We start from the raw sequence: 16,091 nt of genomic DNA, 5'->3' as shown, positions 1-16,091 counted from the left end.
GGCTACAGCTAACCTCCGCAGGTATGAACATGGTCATACCTGAGGGAATCGGCCCCATCGGCATCTACGGATTCGCGCGCCCCCGCCCAGAGCGCGCCGAGGAACTGGAACGTCTGCTGCTGTCGTTCGTCGAGCCGACCCGCGCCGAGCCGGGCGCCTGGCAGTACCAGGTTCACCGCGACGCGTCCGACCCCACCACGCTGGTCTTCTACGAGCTGTGGCGTTCGGCGGACGACCTGCGCAGACACCTCGCCCAGCCCGACCTCGCGCAGTTCCAGAAGACTCGCATGGAGTACCTACGCGAGGACCTGGAGATCCACTGGCTGACGCCTCTCACCGCGAACGCTCCGGCCGAGCTCCCACTGCAGAACGCGTAGCACGATCTTCCCTGGGGCGCAGCCCGCAAGGACTTGTGAGTGCCGTAGTTGTCACAGGCAATGTGCACGTCCAGGTTGGACGGCACCTCGCGATCGATCTTCTTGAGGATTCAGCCGTACCACCGACCGGTGCCGCCGGTGCATCGAGGCGATCACCTTCCCGTCGGCGATGTCGAACGTGCGCCTGTTCGGCCTGCCCGCTCCGGACGAGCCGTTCGCTGTACAGGTCCACCGTCTGGAGGAACTGAACCGTCGAGTCGGCCTGACGCCACCAAGCCGCCATGACCTCGGCACTCACCTCGGCGGCTTCGGCGACGCGGCCGACCTTGTCCAGGCGATCCGCATAGGCCGTCAACGCGTGGATGAGCTCGAAGCTCGCCGATGTGGCCCCAGCGTGCTGTAGCCGACCACGGATCTCGGTCACCGCCTCGGCCGCGGACTCCACCGCCTCCTGGTCGCGGCCGAGCCGGGCGAGAAGCAGCGTCCGCCAGTAGCGCGCATCTGGGGCCTCTGCCTGCGCAGATCGGTTGGTTTCCGACAGCCGCAGGAGCTCCTCGACAACCCCGAGTGCTTCCTCATGCCGCTTGCACTCCATGAGGCAGCGGCGCAACGCGACCAAGGTATGGACGATCCGGTCAGCGAACAAGCCTGGTTGGACGGCGGACAACGCCCGATAGACCGCCAGTTCTTCCCGGCGGGCCAGGCAGGTGAGATCGTCCCATCCCAGCTCGGTCAGCCACTTGGCGAGTTGGTCCAGCGACTCGGGTAAGGCGGTCGGCGTGGGCCACGTATCAGGGGATCGCCCACGCATCTGCATGACCTGCTCGAGCTCGTCCGTCGCCCACCGGACGGTCTTGTCCGGCCGGACGACACCCCCGAAACGGGCTGGATCCACTGGACGTTCGAGCATCACAGGCTGAACCAGTTCAGCGTCCAGCTCGTTCATCACCCGTATATACCACCTGCGTGTGGTCGGCGGGGTGGCAGGAACGGCCGGCTCCCGACCGTCATGGTGGATGTGGCGGCCGCGAGCCGGCCGAGCCCGTGGTCGGCGGGCTCTGGTTCTGCGCACGACATCGGTGTCGTGTCCAGCCCGTTCTGATGCCGCTGGCAGATCAACGAGAGACATGATCGCGAGCGCCTTCTGCTACCACAAGGCTGGTTCAGCCTTTCATCCGCCGGGGACGTTCGCCTGCTCTGGAGCGTTGTACGGGAAAGGCCATTGAGATGGAGCACTCGTGTCCCTCTACGGAAGCCGTCACGTCACCGTGGTCAGCTTGACCGCTCTCTGTCTAGGGCTGCCAGCCGGTGCGGCGATCCAGATCGCCGAGGGGGAAGTCGCACTCCCGGTGGTCATCGGTGCCGTCCTTGTCTGGTGCTTGTCGGCTTGGATGGGACGGTGGATTCTCAACCGCAAGGCCGCCTCGGCCGAGCCAACCGAGTGGCTGGTGCGTGCGCATGTCGCGACCCGTATGGGGCTGGTCAGGTGTGCCATGCTCAGGTTAACTCCGCTGGACGGCGGCAGAGGCTATTGGCAGCGGGTGATGTGGCATCCGTGGCTGGACGACATGGCTGAAGAGGAGATTCTTTCGGCACGGATCGGCGAGGGTCTCGCGCGGCGCGCGATCGTGGAATTTCCTGAAGGCACGCGCATCATCCCTGCGGGACGCCTGCGTCGGTGGCCCTATCTCGGCTGGCGCATCGGGAACCACGCACCGGACCGGGTCGGGGGGTTCCCGTTCCCTCCATGGTTCTGCATCGGCCTTCCGGTTTACGGCGGGCTGCTCAGTGGATTCCAGATGTCACCGGGGGAATGGAGCGGGGCCGCGACGATGGTGCCGGTCATGGTGGGGATCATTCTGCACTTCTGGGGATGGATTGGAGGGCTGCCCCAGTCGCCGGGCAATCGCCTATGACGCGGTACCTACACTGAACCCATTTCATCCTCACGCGGCCTGCGCGGCGCGGTGGTTATGAAGGACGGCGATGGCCTTGCACAGGTGACCGGCCTTGGAAGGGCTGCAGCGTAGCTTGCGGAGGATCTTCCAGCTCTTCAGCTGGGCGTTCGCACGTTCGCCGGGCCCGCGAAGGCGGGCATGGGCGCGATTGTAGGGCCAGGTCGTTCTCATCCACGCGAACGCACCGAAAGGGACCATCCATTTCTTTGATGATTTCTCGGCGGCGTTGCCGGTATTGGGCGCTTCGGCAGTGGCTGAGCACCAGAGGTGGGCCGTTCGCTCGCGGCTGGCGGGTCCCGGCGGGCTGAACCCCGTACCACGCGACAAAGAAATTTCGGCTGCACTGTCGAGAGCGCCCACACGTCTCCGACAGAGAGGGTGAAGCACGGCACACACCAGGGAGACCACCGTGACCACCACGACTACGCGCTGATGATCGGCGCCACCGTCGCGGCGCTTGGCACCAGCGCGGCGCTGCCGGTGGTGTTCTTTCTGCTCGCGGCCGCCGTTGCGGTACTGCGGCGCAGCCATCGCTGACCCTTCACCCCTACATCAGAGGAGAACATCGTGACCGCGACAACGAACACCCTGCGCAGCCTGGCACCGCTCGTCGGCACCTGGGCCATCGATGGACCCGGCCTGTCGGGTACGGTCCGCTACGAGTGGATGGACGGCGGCGGCTTTCTCGTGCAGCACGTCGAGCTCGTCCAAGATGGTGAGGTCAACCGCGGCGTCGAGTACATCGGCTTCCACGCCGAAAGCGGCCAGCTGCGCTCGCACTTCTTCAGCCAGAACGGCGAGATCCTCGAGTACGTCTACGAACTGGCCGACGATACCCTCACAATCTGGTATGGCGGCGTCGACTCCCCGGCCAAGTTCGTCGGCACCTTCGACGCCGATGGCGTGCGCAACACCGGCGCCTGGCAGTGGCCGGGCGGCGGCTACGAGTCGAACATGACACGGGTGGAGGAGCTGGCCCGATGAAGTACATGATCATGACCTTTGGTGACGCGTCGGCGTGGGACACCCTGGGCCTCGGTGCAACGGAGGCGACCTGGTCTCCAGAGGAGGTCGCCGAGCACTTCCGCTCCATGTCGGCGTTCTACGCCGACCTCGCGGCCTCCGGCGAGATGGTCACCGGCTTCGGGCTGGCCGACCCCTCGCACACGACGACCGTGGAGATCCGTGACGGGCGGCCCGTCGCCTCCGATGGACCGTACGCCGAGGCCAAGGAGGTGCTCGCCGGGTTCGGGGTGATCGACGTCGCCTCGCACGACCGAGCGGTCGAGCTGGCCGCGCGCTTTGCCGCGATCGTGCACACCCGGGTGGAGCTGCGGCCGATCATGGACGACGCCGGCCGGGAGATGTGACCGTACCCCCACGGATGGAGGACCTGCTGCGCGAGCTCGCGCCGCAGGTCCTCGCCGCACTCACGCGCCGCTACGGCCACTTCGACCTCGCCGAGGAGGCCGTTCAGGAGGCGCTGCTCGCGGCCGCGACCCAGTGGCCAGAGCAGGGCATGCCGGACAATCCGCCGGGCTGGATGACCACAGTCGCCACCCGCCGTATGACCGACCTGCTGCGCAGCGAGCAGGCCCGCCGCCGACGAGAGCAGCAAGAAGCATTACGCGTGTTGCCCGCCGACCTGCTGTCACCGGCGGCCGACGTCTCGCCTGCCGGGGACGCGGACGACACCCTGCTGCTGTTGTTCCTGTGCTGCCATCCCGCGCTGAATCCGCCCGCGCAGGTCGCGCTCACCCTGCGGGCGGTCGGCGGCCTGACCACCGCTGAGATCGCCCGCGCGCTCCTGCTACCCGAGGCGACGCTCGCGCAGCGGATCAGCCGCGCGAAGAAGCGCATCCTGGAGGTGGGCGGCCGGTTCCGGATGCCCGATGACCGGGATCGCGCACGTCGCCTCGACGTCGTCCTGCACGTGCTGTACCTCATCTTCAACGAGGGCTACACCGCCACGGCAGGGGAGTCGCTACATCGCGGCGAGTTGTGCGCGGAGGCGATCCGCCTGGCCCGGATGGTGCACCGGCTGCTGCCGGATGTCCCTGAGGTGAGCGGGTTGCTCGCCGAGATGCTGCTCACCGATGCCCGCCGTCCGGCCCGCATCGGCCCGGACGGCGAACTGGTCCCGCTCGCGGAGCAGGACCGCGGCCGGTGGAACCGGGTGATGATCGATGAAGGCATCGCGTTGCTTACCGACGCATTGCCGCGCAAGCGGCCAGGTCCCTACCAGTTGCAGGCCGCGATCGCCGCCGTGCACGCCGAGGCGAGACGCTTCGAAGACACCGACTGGGCGCAGATTGCCGCCCTCTACCAGGTGCTCGACCAGCTCGCTGACAACCCGGTGGTCACGTTGAACCGCGCTGTGGCGGTGGCCATGTTGAGCGGCCCCGCAGCTGGGCTGGCCGTCCTCGAGACAGTAGCCGGGGACCAGCGGATGGCCGGCCATCACCGGCTGCACGCGGTGCGCGGGCACCTGCTTGAGGAAGCCGGCGAGAGGGCGGCTGCGGCCGCGGAGTACCGTGCCGCGGCCCGGCTCACGACCAGCCTTCCCGAGCGCCGCTACCTGCTGACCCGCGCCGCCCGGCTGGATGTGCGCTGACCCCTCGAATCGTCGGCTCTCCAGGCCGCAGCGCGGCGTTGCACGTGGATATCGAGACGAGGACGGCGGGTCAGGACCACGCCACGCGTCCAGTTCGGCGGAGACGTAGCCATTGTCGGCGATGATGAGCGAGCCGGACCGTTCGTCGAGCAGGGCGGGGTCATGGTCGCAGATGGCCATGAGGACCTGGCGTTCGTCGATGTTCGGGGTGGCCAGGGCCCGGTACTGGAGCGCCAGACGGCTCCTGGGCTGCTCCGTAAGCAGGTCGTCATGTGCAACACGCGACCCGCTGGGCTGAAGACCGCGGCCGGTTGGCCCGCTCCTGAGGCGACAGAACGAGGCCGGCGCATCGGTGGCAAGTTCAGCGGAGTCCGACCCGCCGAACTCGCCACGCGTACGCGCCTATGCGTTGACGGTCAAACGAGTGTCGACGCCGGCGAAGTCTTCTTCATCAGCGTTGCGACGCCGACGGCCGCCAGCCAGATGGCGGCGGTGCCATTGAACATCGCGACCGCACCCCAGCCGTTGGAGGCGTAGAACTCCGACGAATTGAAGCCGAAGAACATCGACGGCACTCCGGCCAGGTGCAGTGCGGCGATGCCGAATGACGACCAGCCGACCCACCGAGGAAGAGCGCGGGAGCGCAGCACCGCGTACCCGAAGGCGACACCGAAGACAACCAGCATCAGGTGGGTGATGGAACCGTAGAGCAGGTAGGTGGGTACGGTGCGGGTCGGGTCGATCCACTCGGTGGCCTTGATGGCGCTGCTGCCTTCGAGCCCCTTGGCGACCATGTCGGTGATCGTCCATGCCACGCCAGCGGTACCGGCGACTGCGCCGAACCATTCGGACCGGGCGTCGGCCCGCGCGATCAGAAACCGGACGCCAGTCATGAATACCAGGAACAGCGTGAGCGCGAAGAAGTTGAAGAGCGTACGGGTGAGGATCAGCCAGTCCGGCATGAGACTGCCGGTCTCGACACCGCAGATCGCGGGGTCACATGCAGGTACCACGAAGTAGAGAGGAAGTTCGGCCAGCGCGAAAACGGCGCCGAGGATCGCGGCCAGACCGATCCAGCGGCGGGCCACGACCGGGAGCTGAATCTGTGTAAGTAATGAAGTGTTCATGCCATGCACAGTAGCAACAACTGTGCAAGCCGTCTACTATTTCACTCAGATCTTCGAGAGGATGCCGGCTATGACCCCACGCAAGAGCTCCGGACGCGACCCCGCGCGAGATCGCGAGATCGCACCGGATCGCGCGCACACCAATGACGCCGACCTCGAGGCGCTGCCGCCAGGTCTGGCTGCGGCCTGGGGCGTTGTCGACACCGGGGGGCGGCGCGGTCCTAAGCCGGCGCACAGCGTCGAGAAGATCATCGCGGTCGCGACGGAGTTGGCCGACGAGGAAGGCATCGCTGCCGTCTCGCTGCCGAAGGTGGCCGGCCGGATCGGCGTGACCACCAACGCGCTGTATCGCTACGTCAGCTCCAAGGATGAGCTCATCGTGCTCCTGGCCGATCGCGCCTGGGGCGACCCGCCCGCGCTGCCAGACGGCGATTGGCGAGAGGCGGCTGCGCTGTGGTCACGCCAGCTGTTCGAACACTTCCTCTCCCGTCCATGGCTGCTGGACGTGCCGACAACTGTCTCCCTGACTCCGCACAACGCGGCCTGGTTGGATGCTCTGATCACCGTGCTCGGGTCGACCGGCATGGAGGCGCAGCAGATGCTGAACTGTGCATACCTCCTCGACAGCCACGCCCGGTACGGCGCCAACCTGCGGCGCAACACTCCAACACCGGCCGCGTTGCGCCGTGCGAATCCTGATCAGCAACGGGCGGTGCGTGCGGTCCGCGTGTTCCTGGACAGCCAACTCCGCTCCCGCAACCTGAATGCCGTCGCGGACGCGATGGAGGATCCGATGTTTCTCGCCGACGAACCCCCGCTCGATGGCTTCGAATTCGGCCTTGCGAGGATTCTCGACGGCATCGAGGCACATGTGCAGCGGTGAGAATGTCACAGCAGTTGGCCTGTCAGACGGGAAGTCGCCGATGCGGGAGGCTGCCGTCGGAGTAAGCGGAGGATGACCTGTACGCGCAGACGCCGCCGGCTTCGGCCCTCAGGCTTGGGCGGCCATCCGCCCGCGTCGACGTGGCGGCGAGATCTGGGTCGCCCGATCAATGGGCGTGATCTGACGACTGCTCGTGCGGTGCAGGCTCGGCCGCCGGGATCGTGAGGGTGACACACAGGCCACCGGCTGGGCGGGCAGCGGCGGTGATGGCGCCGTCGTGTACGGCGGCGATGGACGACACTATGGCCAACCCCAGTCCGAAGCCGTCGGACGTGGTGCGATCGTGCAGGCGCTGGAAGGGTTCGAAGAGGGCGTCGACGCGATCCGACGGGACGACCGGGCCGGTGTTCGTCACCGAAAGCGTGACCCGGCCGTTCGACGCGGAGGTGGCGAGCCAGACATCGCCGCCGGGAACGTTGTAGCGGATGGCGTTGTCGACGAGGTTGGCGATGAGCCGTTCCAGGAGCACCGGATCACCCGACGTCGCCACCGGCCGCAGCGAGACGTGTAGCCGCAGGTCACCCACGTGGACGTCGTCGAGGACGTCCTCGGCGACCGTGGCCAAGTCGACGTCTTCGCGAACGGTCAGCCCGCGCTCGTTGCGGGCCAGGGTGAGCAGGGCCTCGACGACCGCCTCGGCCTGGTCGACCGCGACCCGGACGTCCCGGCCCATGCCCAGCAGCTCCGCCTCCGTGGGCGCCCGTTTGCCGAGGACGACGTCGACGGTGGCGCGCATGACCGTCAGTGGCGTGCGCAGCTCATGGCTGGCGTTGGCGATGAACCGCCGCTGGCTCTCGAACGCGGTCTGCAGGCGGCCGAGCATGTCGTCGAAGGTGTCAGCCAGCTCGTGCAGCTCGTCGCGCGGCCCGGTCAGCGACACCCGCGCCGACAGGTTGTGCTCGGACGCGGCGCGCGCCGCCACGGTGATGCGGTGGACCGGGCGCAGCACCCGCCCGGCGACGATCCACCCGGCGAGGGCGGCGAGGAGGGTGACCACCACGAGGGTGATCAGCGAGTACCGCAGCAGGTATGACAGGGTCGCCTCGCGCTGGCCCGCCGCACCGGCCACGACGCCTTCCAGGTAGGCCAGGTCGCACTTGGCCTGAAGCCCTGGGTCGGCGCCCACGCGGAGGGCCTGCCTGCAGTACGTGAGGAACTCCTCGGCATTGTCCGCCGGGCGTGTCCCCGTGCCTTTGATCTCGGGAAGCCCGGCCACGAGGAAGTAGGTGATGGCGACAACGATCGCCCCGCACGCCGCGAACAGGCCGGTGTAGAGCAGCGTGAGGCGGACCCGGATGGTGAGTCGCGGCCGGGTCACAGCCGGTAACCCCGTCCGACGACGGTCTCGATCACCGGCGGCGGGCCGAGTTTGCGGCGTAACCGGGTCATCGTGACCGAGACGATGTTGCTGAACGGGTCGGCGTTGGCGTCCCAGACGTGCTCCAGCAGCTCCTCGGTGCTGACCACGCCACCGTCGGCGGCCATGAGCATCTCCAGGATCCCGAACTCCTTACGGGTGAGCGACAACGCGCGGGTGCCACGGCTGGCCCGGTGGCGGGCCCGGTCCACGACCAGGTCGCCGCGACGGACGATCGGCGGTGCGGACGGTGCGCGGCGGCCGAGCGCGCGCACCCGGGCGACCAGCTCGTGAAACGCGAACGGCTTGCCCAGGTAGTCGTCGGCGCCCAGCTCCAGCCCGTCGACCCGATCGTCGACCCCGGCCGCCGCGGTGAGCATCAGGATGCGGGCCCTGCCACCGGCCAGCGACCGGCACACCTGGTCGCCGTGCACCCCGGGCAGGTCCCGGTCGAGCACGATCACGTCGTACGCCGTGGCGGCCGCCTCGACCATGGCGGACGCTCCGTCCGTGACCACATCGACCGCCATCCCGGCGTCGCGGAGCCCTTCGGCGACCCGATGGGCCAGAGTGACGTGATCCTCGACCACCAGGACTCGCATGAGGTCATTGTGCGTCGCCGGGCATGACATCGGTCCGACATCGGACGTAGCGGTGCTGTCACCGGCCGCGGCGTAGACCTCGACGCATGAGACCACTTCTCGTGATCCCCTTCCTGCTGTGCGGGCTGGCGGTCGCCGCCTGCACCAACGCCCCCGAGAGCACCGGTATCGCCTCGGCGAACCGCAGCGCCGCAAGCGCGCGCCCGTCCGCATCCTCGACCGGCGATCCGGCCGCCTTCGTGAGGTGCATGCGGGAGCACGGCCAGAGCATGCCGGATCTCGGCCCGAACGAACCTCTCCGGCTCATCCCGCCGAGCGGCGAGCAGGAACGCGCGTGGCGAACCGCCCTGCAGGCGTGTCAGCGCTTCCTCCCGGAGGAGCAACGGCCGGCCGGCCCCCCGCCGGAGCAACTGGAGCAGCTCCGGGCCTTCGCCGTGTGCATGCGCGCCCACGACGTCGAGATGACCGATCCCGCCCCAGCCGACGGAAACATGGTGATCAAGGGTCGGCTCGCGAACGTCACCCGGGCGCAGCTCGACAGCGACCCGGTCTACAAGGCGGCCATCGAGGCCTGCAAGGACAAGCTGCCCCAGGAACAGAAGGAGGGAAAGTGAACCGGCCGACCCGGACGGCGCTGGTGGGCGGGTCGGCTCTGCTGGCGGTCGCGGTGGTGACGGCCACCGCGATCGGCTTCGGCGGGAAGAACCCGTCCGCCTCGTCGAGCACCACCCGGGCACTACCCGCCACCGCTCCGGTCACCCGGGCCACCTTGACCCGGAGCCAGCAGGTGAACGGGGTGCTGGGCTACGGGGCGTCGGTGACCGTCGCCGGACGCGGCTCCGGCACCCTCACCTGGCTACCGCGCCTCGGCGCCACGATCAAACGCGGCCGGTCGGTCTACCGGGCGGACGACGACCCGGTGCCGCTGTTCTACGGCAGGCTTCCGCTCTACCGGCAGCTGCGCATCGGGGACGCGGGCAGGGACGTCGAGGAGATGGAGCGTAACCTGGCCGCCCTCGGCTACCGGGGTCTGACCGTGGACCGGCGGTACACCTGGGCCACGGCAGTCGCCGTACGCCGGTGGCAGAAGGATCTCGGGCTTACCCAGACAGGTGTCTTCGACCCGGCGTCCGTGGTGATCGCGCCCGGCGCGATACGGGTGGCGTCACTCACCGCGCGACTCGGCACCCCCGGGAGCGGGCCGATCCTCGCCTACACCCGCACCACGAAGGTGGTCAGCGTCGCCCTGGACGTGGCGCTGCAAACCCTGGTCAGGCGGGGGCTGCCCGCGACGGTCGAACTCCCGGACGGCAAAACCGTCAAGGGCGGGATCGCCAAGGTGGGCACCGTGGCCACCCCCGGGCCGGACGAGCAGCGCCCCGCGACGATCGACGTGACCGTGACCCTCCGGGACCAGTCGAAGATCGGCCGGCTGGACCGGGCCCCGGTCGTCGTCAGCCTGGTGTCGGACAGCGTGCGCGACGTGCTCACGGTCCCCGTCGCGGCGCTGGCCGTGCTCGCCGAGGGCGGGTACGGCCTGCAGGTGGTGACCGGCTCCACCAGCCGGTACATGCCCGTGCGTCTGGGCATGTTCGGCGACGGCCGGGTGGAGGTCAGCGGTGACGGCATCACCGAGGGCACCCGCGTGGGGGTGCCAGAATGATCGTCCTCAACGGAGTGGGAAAGACCTACCCGGGCGGCTTCCAGGCGCTGCGCGACGTCTCGCTGACGATCGACGCCGGCGAGCTGGTCGGCGTCGTCGGCCCGTCCGGCTCGGGCAAGTCGACGATGCTCCATCTCATCGGGGCGCTGGACCTGCCAACCAAGGGGACGGTGACGATCGCCGGAACCGACGTGTCCCGACTGCCGGACCGGAGGCTCTCGGCGCTGCGGGGGCGCACCGTCGGCTTCGTGTTCCAGCAGTTCCACCTCGCGGCGGGTGTACCGGCGGTGGACAACGTGGCCGACGGCCTGCTCTACGCCGGCGTACGGCTGCGCGAGCGACGCCGCAGGGCGACCTCCACCCTGGAGCGGCTGGGACTGGGCGACCGGCTGGACCACCGCCCGCACGAGCTCTCCGGCGGGGAGAAACAACGGGTGGCCATCGCCCGCGCAGTGGTGGGCGACCCGCCCGTGCTGCTCGCCGACGAGCCGACCGGCAACCTCGACTCCACCTCGGGCGCGGAGGTGATGCGGCTGCTGCGGGACCTGCACTCCACCGGCACCACCGTCGTGGTGATCACCCACGACCGGGACCTCGCCGCAGGACTGCACCGCCTGGTGCACGTACACGACGGGCAGGTGGTCGCATGACCGCCCCGTCGCGTCTTTCACCCGCGGACGCCTTCCGGGTCGGCGCCGCCGGTCTGCGCGCCCGGCCACTGCGGGTGTTCCTGTCCGCGCTCGGCATCGCGATCGGCATCGCCGCGATGGTGTGCGTGGTCGGCATCGCGAGCTCCAGCCGGGAGAGCCTCAACCGGCAGCTCGCCGCACTCGGCACGAACCTGCTGCGGGTGTCCCCCGGGCACACCCTCCACGGCGACCAGTCGCACCTGCCGGAGGAGTCGGTGGCGATGATCGGCCGGATCGGCCCGGTGCTCTCGGTGACGGCCACGGGAACGCTGACCACCGCCAACGTGTACCGGAGTGACCGTGTCCCGCCGGGCGAGACGGGCAACCTGACGGTGATGGCCGCGCGGACCGACCTGCTCGGCACGGTGGGCGCGAGCGTGGCCAACGGAACGTGGCTCAACGCGGCCACCGCGCGGTACCCGGCCGTGGTGCTCGGGGCGTCGGCGGCCAAGCGGCTCGGCGTCGTCAGGGCCACCCCGGACGTGAAGGTGTGGCTGGGCGGCCAGTGGTTCACCGTCGTCGGCGTCCTGCGCCCGGTCGTCCTCGCGCCGGAACTGGACTTCGCCGCCCTGGTCGGCTGGCACGCGGCGACGTCCACCCTGCGCTTCGACGGGTATCCGACCACCGTCTACACCCGTACACGGGACGACGCCGTACTGGCGGTGAAGGCGGTCCTGGGCGCCACCGCCAACCCGGAGAACCCGAACGAGGTGGACGTGTCGCGGCCGTCTGACGCGCTCGCCGCCAAACAGGCCACGGACATGGCCTTGACCGGGCTGCTGCTCGGCCTTGGCGCGGTGGCCCTGCTGGTAGGCGGCGTGGGTGTGGCGAACACGATGGTCATCTCGGTGCTCGAACGGCGCGCGGAGATCGGCCTGCGCCGGTCACTCGGCGCCACCCGCGGGCACGTCGGCATCCAGTTCCTCACCGAGTCGCTGCTGCTGTCGGCGTTCGGCGGCGCTGGCGGCGCACTGCTCGGGATCGCGGTGACGGGGGCGTACTCGTCGTACCAGGGCTGGCCGACGGTGGTACCCGCGTGGGCGGGCGCTGGCGGCGTGGCCGCCACGATGGTGATCGGCTGCTGCGCGGGCATCTACCCAGCCTGGCGGGCCGCCCACCTCTCCCCCACCGAGGCCCTCGCCACACCGTGACCCTCTACCCTCTTGATCAATGGAGTTCAAGCGGGGTGGCAGCCGCCGATCACGAGGCTGATCTTGCTGTCAAGGCCAAACACAAAGCAGCCCTGGAGCGATCACGCTTCGGGGCGTTTGGGCTGTTCAAAGCTGGTGGTCAGGGGCAGGGTCGAAGTGCCGACCTTCCGCTTTCAGGCGTGGCGATCAGGCTGCCGGGCCGCCTCGACCAGGTGCCGACGGGTGGCCAAGAGTGCCCTGGGTGCGGCCTTGGTGGCCGACGTTCGCCGTCGGGGTTGTCGTCGTCAATCAGCGAGGAACCACCTGAGCGCGGACGCCTGGAAGATCATCAAATGCGGCCGAGGCGTCCAGCGTGATCACTGTTCTCGCAGTGGCCGCGGCCGTCGCTGCGATCAGCAGATCGTACGCTCCCCGAGACTTACCTTCTCGTCGAACATGCGCCATGAGACGAGCATGGACTCTGGCGACGTCTGTTGTGTACTCCTCGACGGGAATCAACGCCAGGACTTCATCCACGAAGGCCTGCCGATTGGGTCGTCGGGCCGCATCGGCCATCTCCACACCGACGAGCAGTTCGGCCACAGTGATCGCCGCAATCGCCACATCATCGGCGTCTTGGATCACGGCGTCCACGGGTGCCTTGCCCCGCACGGCGGCGATGAGCACCCCCGTGTCCAGGATCAGGCGTCGGGCCACGTGCCCCTCATCTCGTCGTCAATCGCCTCACGGGCCGCCGCGACATCAGCCTCGAAGTCCGCGTCGAGTGTCCCCGCGCTTCTGGCCAGAAACGCCTTGACCATACGCCCCGGTGCGGTGGGCGCAGGGCCGATCACGGCGATTTGCTTCCCGCCACGAGTAACCACAATCGTCTCCCCGCGCTCGGCCTCGTCGAGGACGGTCGCGAAGCTGCGAGACGCTTCGGTGGCAGTCATCACCTTCATAAAATCAGATTATCTGATCCAGTCCGCTCGTCGCCGTTGATGGCGGGAAACCGGCCCTCGGCAAGTTCAGCGATACCCTGCTTCGAGCGGGCCTTCACATGCGTGCGGTGAGCAGGGCATCGGTGAGGCCGGTGCGGGCGTAGAGTACCGGGCGGCCCGCTCGGTGGGTGCTGGTCAGACCGGCGGCCCGCAGGCGTTGGGGCATGCCCGCCGCGGAAAGGCCCGACCGTTGGGCGAGTTCGGTGGTCGAGGCACGTAAGTCCAGTTCGGCCAGGATCAGCGCGCCCGACACGACGGACCGGTCAGTACTCGCGGCCAGGCGAAGACCGACGGCACCACAAGCAGCCCGGCCCCGGCCTCGATCCTGGTGATGGCACAGTGCCGCTGTACCAGGTGGAGGCCGCCGCCGGCCCGATGCACCGTGCGGTGCAACTCGTCGAACGCCTAGGCCGTACCCTGCTCGCCCACCTGGCGGCCTCGCTGGACGACGTCCGCCTCCAGCACCGAGCGGGTCCTCGCCCAGTACGGGGGTATCGGGAGCCGCCAGTAGGCCTCAATCCCGCGACGATCTGAGGCAGATAGGCCCAAGGGGTCCGGTGAAAGCCCGCAGCCGGGAGGACAACGTCCCATCTAGATGACCGTCCGCCGCGCCTATTGCCGTCACCGGACACGAAAACACCCCGGAGCGATCTTCGCTTCGGGGCATCTTGACTGTTCAGAACTGGTGGTCAGGGGCAGGGTCGAACTGCCGACCTTCCGCTTTTCAGGCGGACCAATCGCCCTGATCGTCTTGTTCAACACAAGGTCAGAAGGTGGTGGACGGCCGCCGCCGTGCGCTGACGGAAGCCGACGTTGTCGTCAGCGATGTCGTCAACAGCACCACCCTGCTCGGTGGCAAGACCCGACGAAGGAGGGTCGCGGCAGCGATCGCCCCAGCCCCGTACGGCGTGAGCCACAATCAGCGATCGTCACGGCCGCAACTCAAACACTTGATTATGAGGGACTCGACAACATGCCTGGAAACCATCCAGAACACGTACATGTCATGATCTTATGGGTCGATGTCGAACGTGCGAGTGATCGTCTTGGCGGCGGTTGTGGCGTTGGTCCTCGCGCCAAGCCTGTCCGCGCTCCTGGCAGTGACAGGTCATCTCGAACCCGCTGGCGTGCTGACCGGCCTGGCGGCGGGGTTCCTTCTGCGAAGGCAACCCTCGACGGCGGCGCTGGCGACCCTATACGGCAGCGCGTCAGCAGTCCTGATCGGCGAACTCTTCGCGGAGGGCCTCCTCGACGAGACGGACTTCGCCGACGCGATGGCGGGCTGGCCGGGCTGGGTGTTGGGAGCTGTCCTCGCCTACCTGATCGCGGCCCAGGGGCTGCCCCGAGGGCAGGCCGGCGCAGTGAAGCCTGCCGTACTCCCGATGGGTGCCGCCGCGTTGATCGCCGCTGTGCTCTCCTGCGCGCAGATCGTCGCGGGCAAGGCGTTCGGGATGACGGAGTGGGTCGACTATCACCCCTACGACGGCCCGGGCTGGTATCGCGATCTCACCAGCGCCACCTGGTATCCCGCGGCTTCGGTCGTGCTCGCTTCGATGATCGCGAGCAGGATGCCCGGTGGGCGTGGACGGTTCGTCGTACTGCCGCTCGCCGCATGGTTCGGCTGTGCGATGACGGCCGGGCCGGTGCAGTACGCTCAGGCGCTCGGCCTGGACGGCAAGCCCGCGGTCGTAGCCCTCCTGGCTTCGCTCGCCGGCAGCGGTATCGGTGCTGCAGCGGCGGCCGCCGCGCTCCGCCACGGCGGGACAGGGCTCGGACTGGTCTCCTTCGTCCTGGTGTTCACGGCTGGCGAGGTGACGGGGGTTTGGATGAAGGACCTCCCTCTGCTATGGAGCTTGGTCGGTCCCTTGGCCCTGATCGCCGTGGTAGCCGCCTGGACGGCGTGGCGGGACGCGAGCCTGAGGTCAGGAGTCGTCGCGGGCGTAGCGGGGCCACTGCTGGTCTGGTCCGTCTATCTGACGATCGGTTCCAGGAACTACGATCACTCCTCGCAGAGCTGGCCGTACTGGTTGGCCCTGCTGACTGCGCTCATGGCGCTGCTTATCGCGCTGACGGCCGCCGGCCTGGCCCGACTGGGTCGTGCAACGCGTACGCCCGTCTGAACCCGGGGCTCGCCACTGCTTCTGCGTATCTCCTTACGGCCTCTTCTACGGCTCCGCACACATTTCCCCTGCTCTGATCTCCCCGTGCGCCGTCGACCCACCGCAGAGCGGCAGCGGGCTGGAGACGGAGTGTCAAGCCCGGCTTCGCCTGTGCGTTCACCGGTCGCCGTTCCTCGATACCGATTGCCCTACGGCTATAGCCGGGCTTGAGACGGAGGAGCTGGCCTGCTGGGCTTGCCTGGTCGATGGTGTGCGAGGTGATCAGGTTCCACCCCAGCCACTACATAGTCTCGGCGCTCGAGTGATGATCACCTCGGGGCCGGAGATCCCCGACGTCACCGGATGCGGCCGGCACGACTACCGGCCCTGGCTCCATGATGAGCTTTGATCGGCTGGTTGTTCGTCGTGGTGGCTCAGCGCGTGGGCGGTCGGGTAGCCCCGGTGCATTGCTGCACCAGGGCCCCCTCAGAACCGTGCGTGCGGGTCGTCCCCGCACACGGCTCAAGCAAG

General features: G+C 68.5%; 19 protein-coding genes, 1 tRNA gene and 1 pseudogene. 12 read left to right on the top strand and 9 right to left on the bottom strand.

Annotated elements, in window-relative coordinates; genetic code table 11:
• The first annotated feature begins 23 nt into the window (after nucleotides 1-23).
• Nucleotides 24-377 carry a putative quinol monooxygenase gene (locus ABZ297_RS07450; RefSeq protein ID WP_355340893.1) on the top strand — a complete coding sequence of 118 codons (354 nt, stop codon included), beginning with the start codon at nucleotides 24-26 and terminating at the stop codon, nucleotides 375-377.
• Here ABZ297_RS07450 and ABZ297_RS07445 read toward each other — a convergent pair.
• A complete protein-coding gene (locus ABZ297_RS07445; RefSeq protein ID WP_355340890.1) occupies nucleotides 334-1,323 on the bottom strand; it encodes a hypothetical protein in 990 nt (329 codons plus the stop codon). The two genes, ABZ297_RS07450 and ABZ297_RS07445, sit on opposite strands and share 44 nt — an antisense overlap.
• A 292-nt stretch (nucleotides 1,324-1,615) precedes the next feature.
• On the opposite strand from ABZ297_RS07445, the gene ABZ297_RS07440 reads away from it, so the two are divergent.
• On the top strand, nucleotides 1,616-2,293 hold the full coding sequence (locus tag ABZ297_RS07440; protein ID WP_355340887.1) for a hypothetical protein: 678 nt from the start codon (nucleotides 1,616-1,618) through the stop codon (nucleotides 2,291-2,293).
• A gap of 30 nt (nucleotides 2,294-2,323) precedes the next feature.
• On the opposite strand, the pseudogene ABZ297_RS07435 reads toward ABZ297_RS07440, so the two are convergent.
• Nucleotides 2,324-2,485, bottom strand: a pseudogene (locus ABZ297_RS07435) (transposase family protein); the annotation flags it as partial.
• A gap of 228 nt (nucleotides 2,486-2,713) precedes the next feature.
• Between ABZ297_RS07435 and ABZ297_RS07430 the strand changes: the two are divergent.
• Genes ABZ297_RS07430 through ABZ297_RS07415 form a run of 4 tightly spaced genes read left to right on the top strand, consistent with a single transcriptional unit; the run spans nucleotide 2,714 to nucleotide 4,949 of the window.
• On the top strand, nucleotides 2,714-2,872 hold the full coding sequence (locus tag ABZ297_RS07430) for a hypothetical protein (protein WP_355341147.1): 159 nt from the start codon (nucleotides 2,714-2,716) through the stop codon (nucleotides 2,870-2,872).
• A gap of 30 nt (nucleotides 2,873-2,902) precedes the next feature.
• Complete coding sequence (locus tag ABZ297_RS07425) at nucleotides 2,903-3,319, top strand: hypothetical protein (RefSeq protein WP_355340884.1); 417 nt, start codon at nucleotides 2,903-2,905, stop codon at nucleotides 3,317-3,319.
• Nucleotides 3,316-3,705, top strand: coding sequence for a YciI family protein (locus ABZ297_RS07420; RefSeq protein WP_355340881.1), 390 nt, complete (start codon nucleotides 3,316-3,318; stop codon nucleotides 3,703-3,705). Before ABZ297_RS07425 ends, ABZ297_RS07420 begins: the two co-directional genes overlap by 4 nt.
• A gap of 14 nt (nucleotides 3,706-3,719) precedes the next feature.
• Nucleotides 3,720-4,949, top strand: a complete 1,230-nt coding sequence (locus ABZ297_RS07415; protein ID WP_355340878.1) for a sigma-70 family RNA polymerase sigma factor — start codon at nucleotides 3,720-3,722, stop codon at nucleotides 4,947-4,949.
• A gap of 416 nt (nucleotides 4,950-5,365) precedes the next feature.
• On the opposite strand, the gene ABZ297_RS07410 is transcribed toward ABZ297_RS07415, so the two are convergent.
• Entirely contained in the window at nucleotides 5,366-6,076 is a 711-nt protein-coding gene (locus ABZ297_RS07410) for a hypothetical protein (RefSeq protein ID WP_355340875.1), read from the bottom strand.
• Nucleotides 6,077-6,146: 70 nt separating this feature from the next.
• Here ABZ297_RS07410 and ABZ297_RS07405 point away from each other — a divergent pair, with 70 nt between their 5' ends.
• Nucleotides 6,147-6,959: a TetR/AcrR family transcriptional regulator gene (locus tag ABZ297_RS07405; protein WP_355340872.1), complete on the top strand. Its 813-nt coding sequence runs from the start codon at nucleotides 6,147-6,149 to the stop codon at nucleotides 6,957-6,959.
• A gap of 166 nt (nucleotides 6,960-7,125) precedes the next feature.
• Here ABZ297_RS07405 and ABZ297_RS07400 read toward each other — a convergent pair whose 3' ends face one another.
• The gene (locus ABZ297_RS07400) at nucleotides 7,126-8,337 is read right to left on the bottom strand and encodes a HAMP domain-containing sensor histidine kinase (RefSeq protein ID WP_355340869.1); all 1,212 of its coding nucleotides are present in this window, start codon (nucleotides 8,335-8,337) and stop codon (nucleotides 7,126-7,128) included.
• Complete coding sequence (locus ABZ297_RS07395) at nucleotides 8,334-8,978, bottom strand: response regulator transcription factor (protein ID WP_355340866.1); 645 nt, start codon at nucleotides 8,976-8,978, stop codon at nucleotides 8,334-8,336. The genes ABZ297_RS07400 and ABZ297_RS07395 overlap by 4 nt, the downstream gene beginning before the upstream one ends.
• A gap of 101 nt (nucleotides 8,979-9,079) precedes the next feature.
• Here ABZ297_RS07395 and ABZ297_RS07390 point away from each other — a divergent pair, with 101 nt between their 5' ends.
• The 4 genes from ABZ297_RS07390 to ABZ297_RS07375 are packed head-to-tail and all read left to right on the top strand — an operon-like array spanning nucleotide 9,080 to nucleotide 12,481.
• Nucleotides 9,080-9,592 (top strand): hypothetical protein, encoded by a 513-nt coding sequence (locus ABZ297_RS07390; protein ID WP_355340863.1) that lies wholly within the window; start codon nucleotides 9,080-9,082, stop codon nucleotides 9,590-9,592.
• Entirely contained in the window at nucleotides 9,589-10,641 is a 1,053-nt protein-coding gene (locus tag ABZ297_RS07385; protein WP_355340861.1) for a peptidoglycan-binding domain-containing protein, read from the top strand. Before ABZ297_RS07390 ends, ABZ297_RS07385 begins: the two co-directional genes overlap by 4 nt.
• Nucleotides 10,638-11,291: an ABC transporter ATP-binding protein gene (locus ABZ297_RS07380; protein ID WP_355340858.1), complete on the top strand. Its 654-nt coding sequence runs from the start codon at nucleotides 10,638-10,640 to the stop codon at nucleotides 11,289-11,291. Before ABZ297_RS07385 ends, ABZ297_RS07380 begins: the two co-directional genes overlap by 4 nt.
• The gene (locus ABZ297_RS07375) at nucleotides 11,288-12,481 is read left to right on the top strand and encodes an ABC transporter permease (RefSeq protein WP_355340855.1); all 1,194 of its coding nucleotides are present in this window, start codon (nucleotides 11,288-11,290) and stop codon (nucleotides 12,479-12,481) included. Before ABZ297_RS07380 ends, ABZ297_RS07375 begins: the two co-directional genes overlap by 4 nt.
• A 288-nt stretch (nucleotides 12,482-12,769) precedes the next feature.
• Here ABZ297_RS07375 and ABZ297_RS07370 read toward each other — a convergent pair whose 3' ends face one another.
• The 4 genes from ABZ297_RS07370 to ABZ297_RS07355 all read right to left on the bottom strand — a co-directional run bounded on the left by ABZ297_RS07370 (nucleotide 12,770) and on the right by ABZ297_RS07355 (nucleotide 14,216).
• Complete coding sequence (locus ABZ297_RS07370; protein ID WP_355340852.1) at nucleotides 12,770-13,177, bottom strand: PIN domain-containing protein; 408 nt, start codon at nucleotides 13,175-13,177, stop codon at nucleotides 12,770-12,772.
• A complete protein-coding gene (locus ABZ297_RS07365) occupies nucleotides 13,162-13,422 on the bottom strand; it encodes a type II toxin-antitoxin system prevent-host-death family antitoxin (protein ID WP_355340849.1) in 261 nt (86 codons plus the stop codon). Before ABZ297_RS07365 ends, ABZ297_RS07370 begins: the two co-directional genes overlap by 16 nt.
• 94 nt (nucleotides 13,423-13,516) lie before the next feature.
• A complete protein-coding gene (locus tag ABZ297_RS07360) occupies nucleotides 13,517-13,714 on the bottom strand; it encodes a hypothetical protein (protein ID WP_355340846.1) in 198 nt (65 codons plus the stop codon).
• A 430-nt stretch (nucleotides 13,715-14,144) separates the two neighbouring features.
• Nucleotides 14,145-14,216: transfer RNA gene (locus tag ABZ297_RS07355), tRNA-Phe, on the bottom strand.
• Between the two features lie 267 nt (nucleotides 14,217-14,483).
• Between ABZ297_RS07355 and ABZ297_RS07350 the strand changes: the two genes are divergently transcribed.
• The gene (locus ABZ297_RS07350) at nucleotides 14,484-15,581 is read left to right on the top strand and encodes a hypothetical protein (RefSeq protein ID WP_355340843.1); all 1,098 of its coding nucleotides are present in this window, start codon (nucleotides 14,484-14,486) and stop codon (nucleotides 15,579-15,581) included.
• Nucleotides 15,582-16,091 lie beyond the last annotated feature (510 nt).

Source organism: Nonomuraea sp. NPDC005983 (assembly GCF_040614375.1).
Taxonomy (GTDB): Bacteria; Actinomycetota; Actinomycetes; order Streptosporangiales; family Streptosporangiaceae; genus Nonomuraea.
The sequence above is the reverse complement of the archived record's forward strand: the minus strand, read 5'-3'. Positions and strand labels throughout refer to the sequence as shown.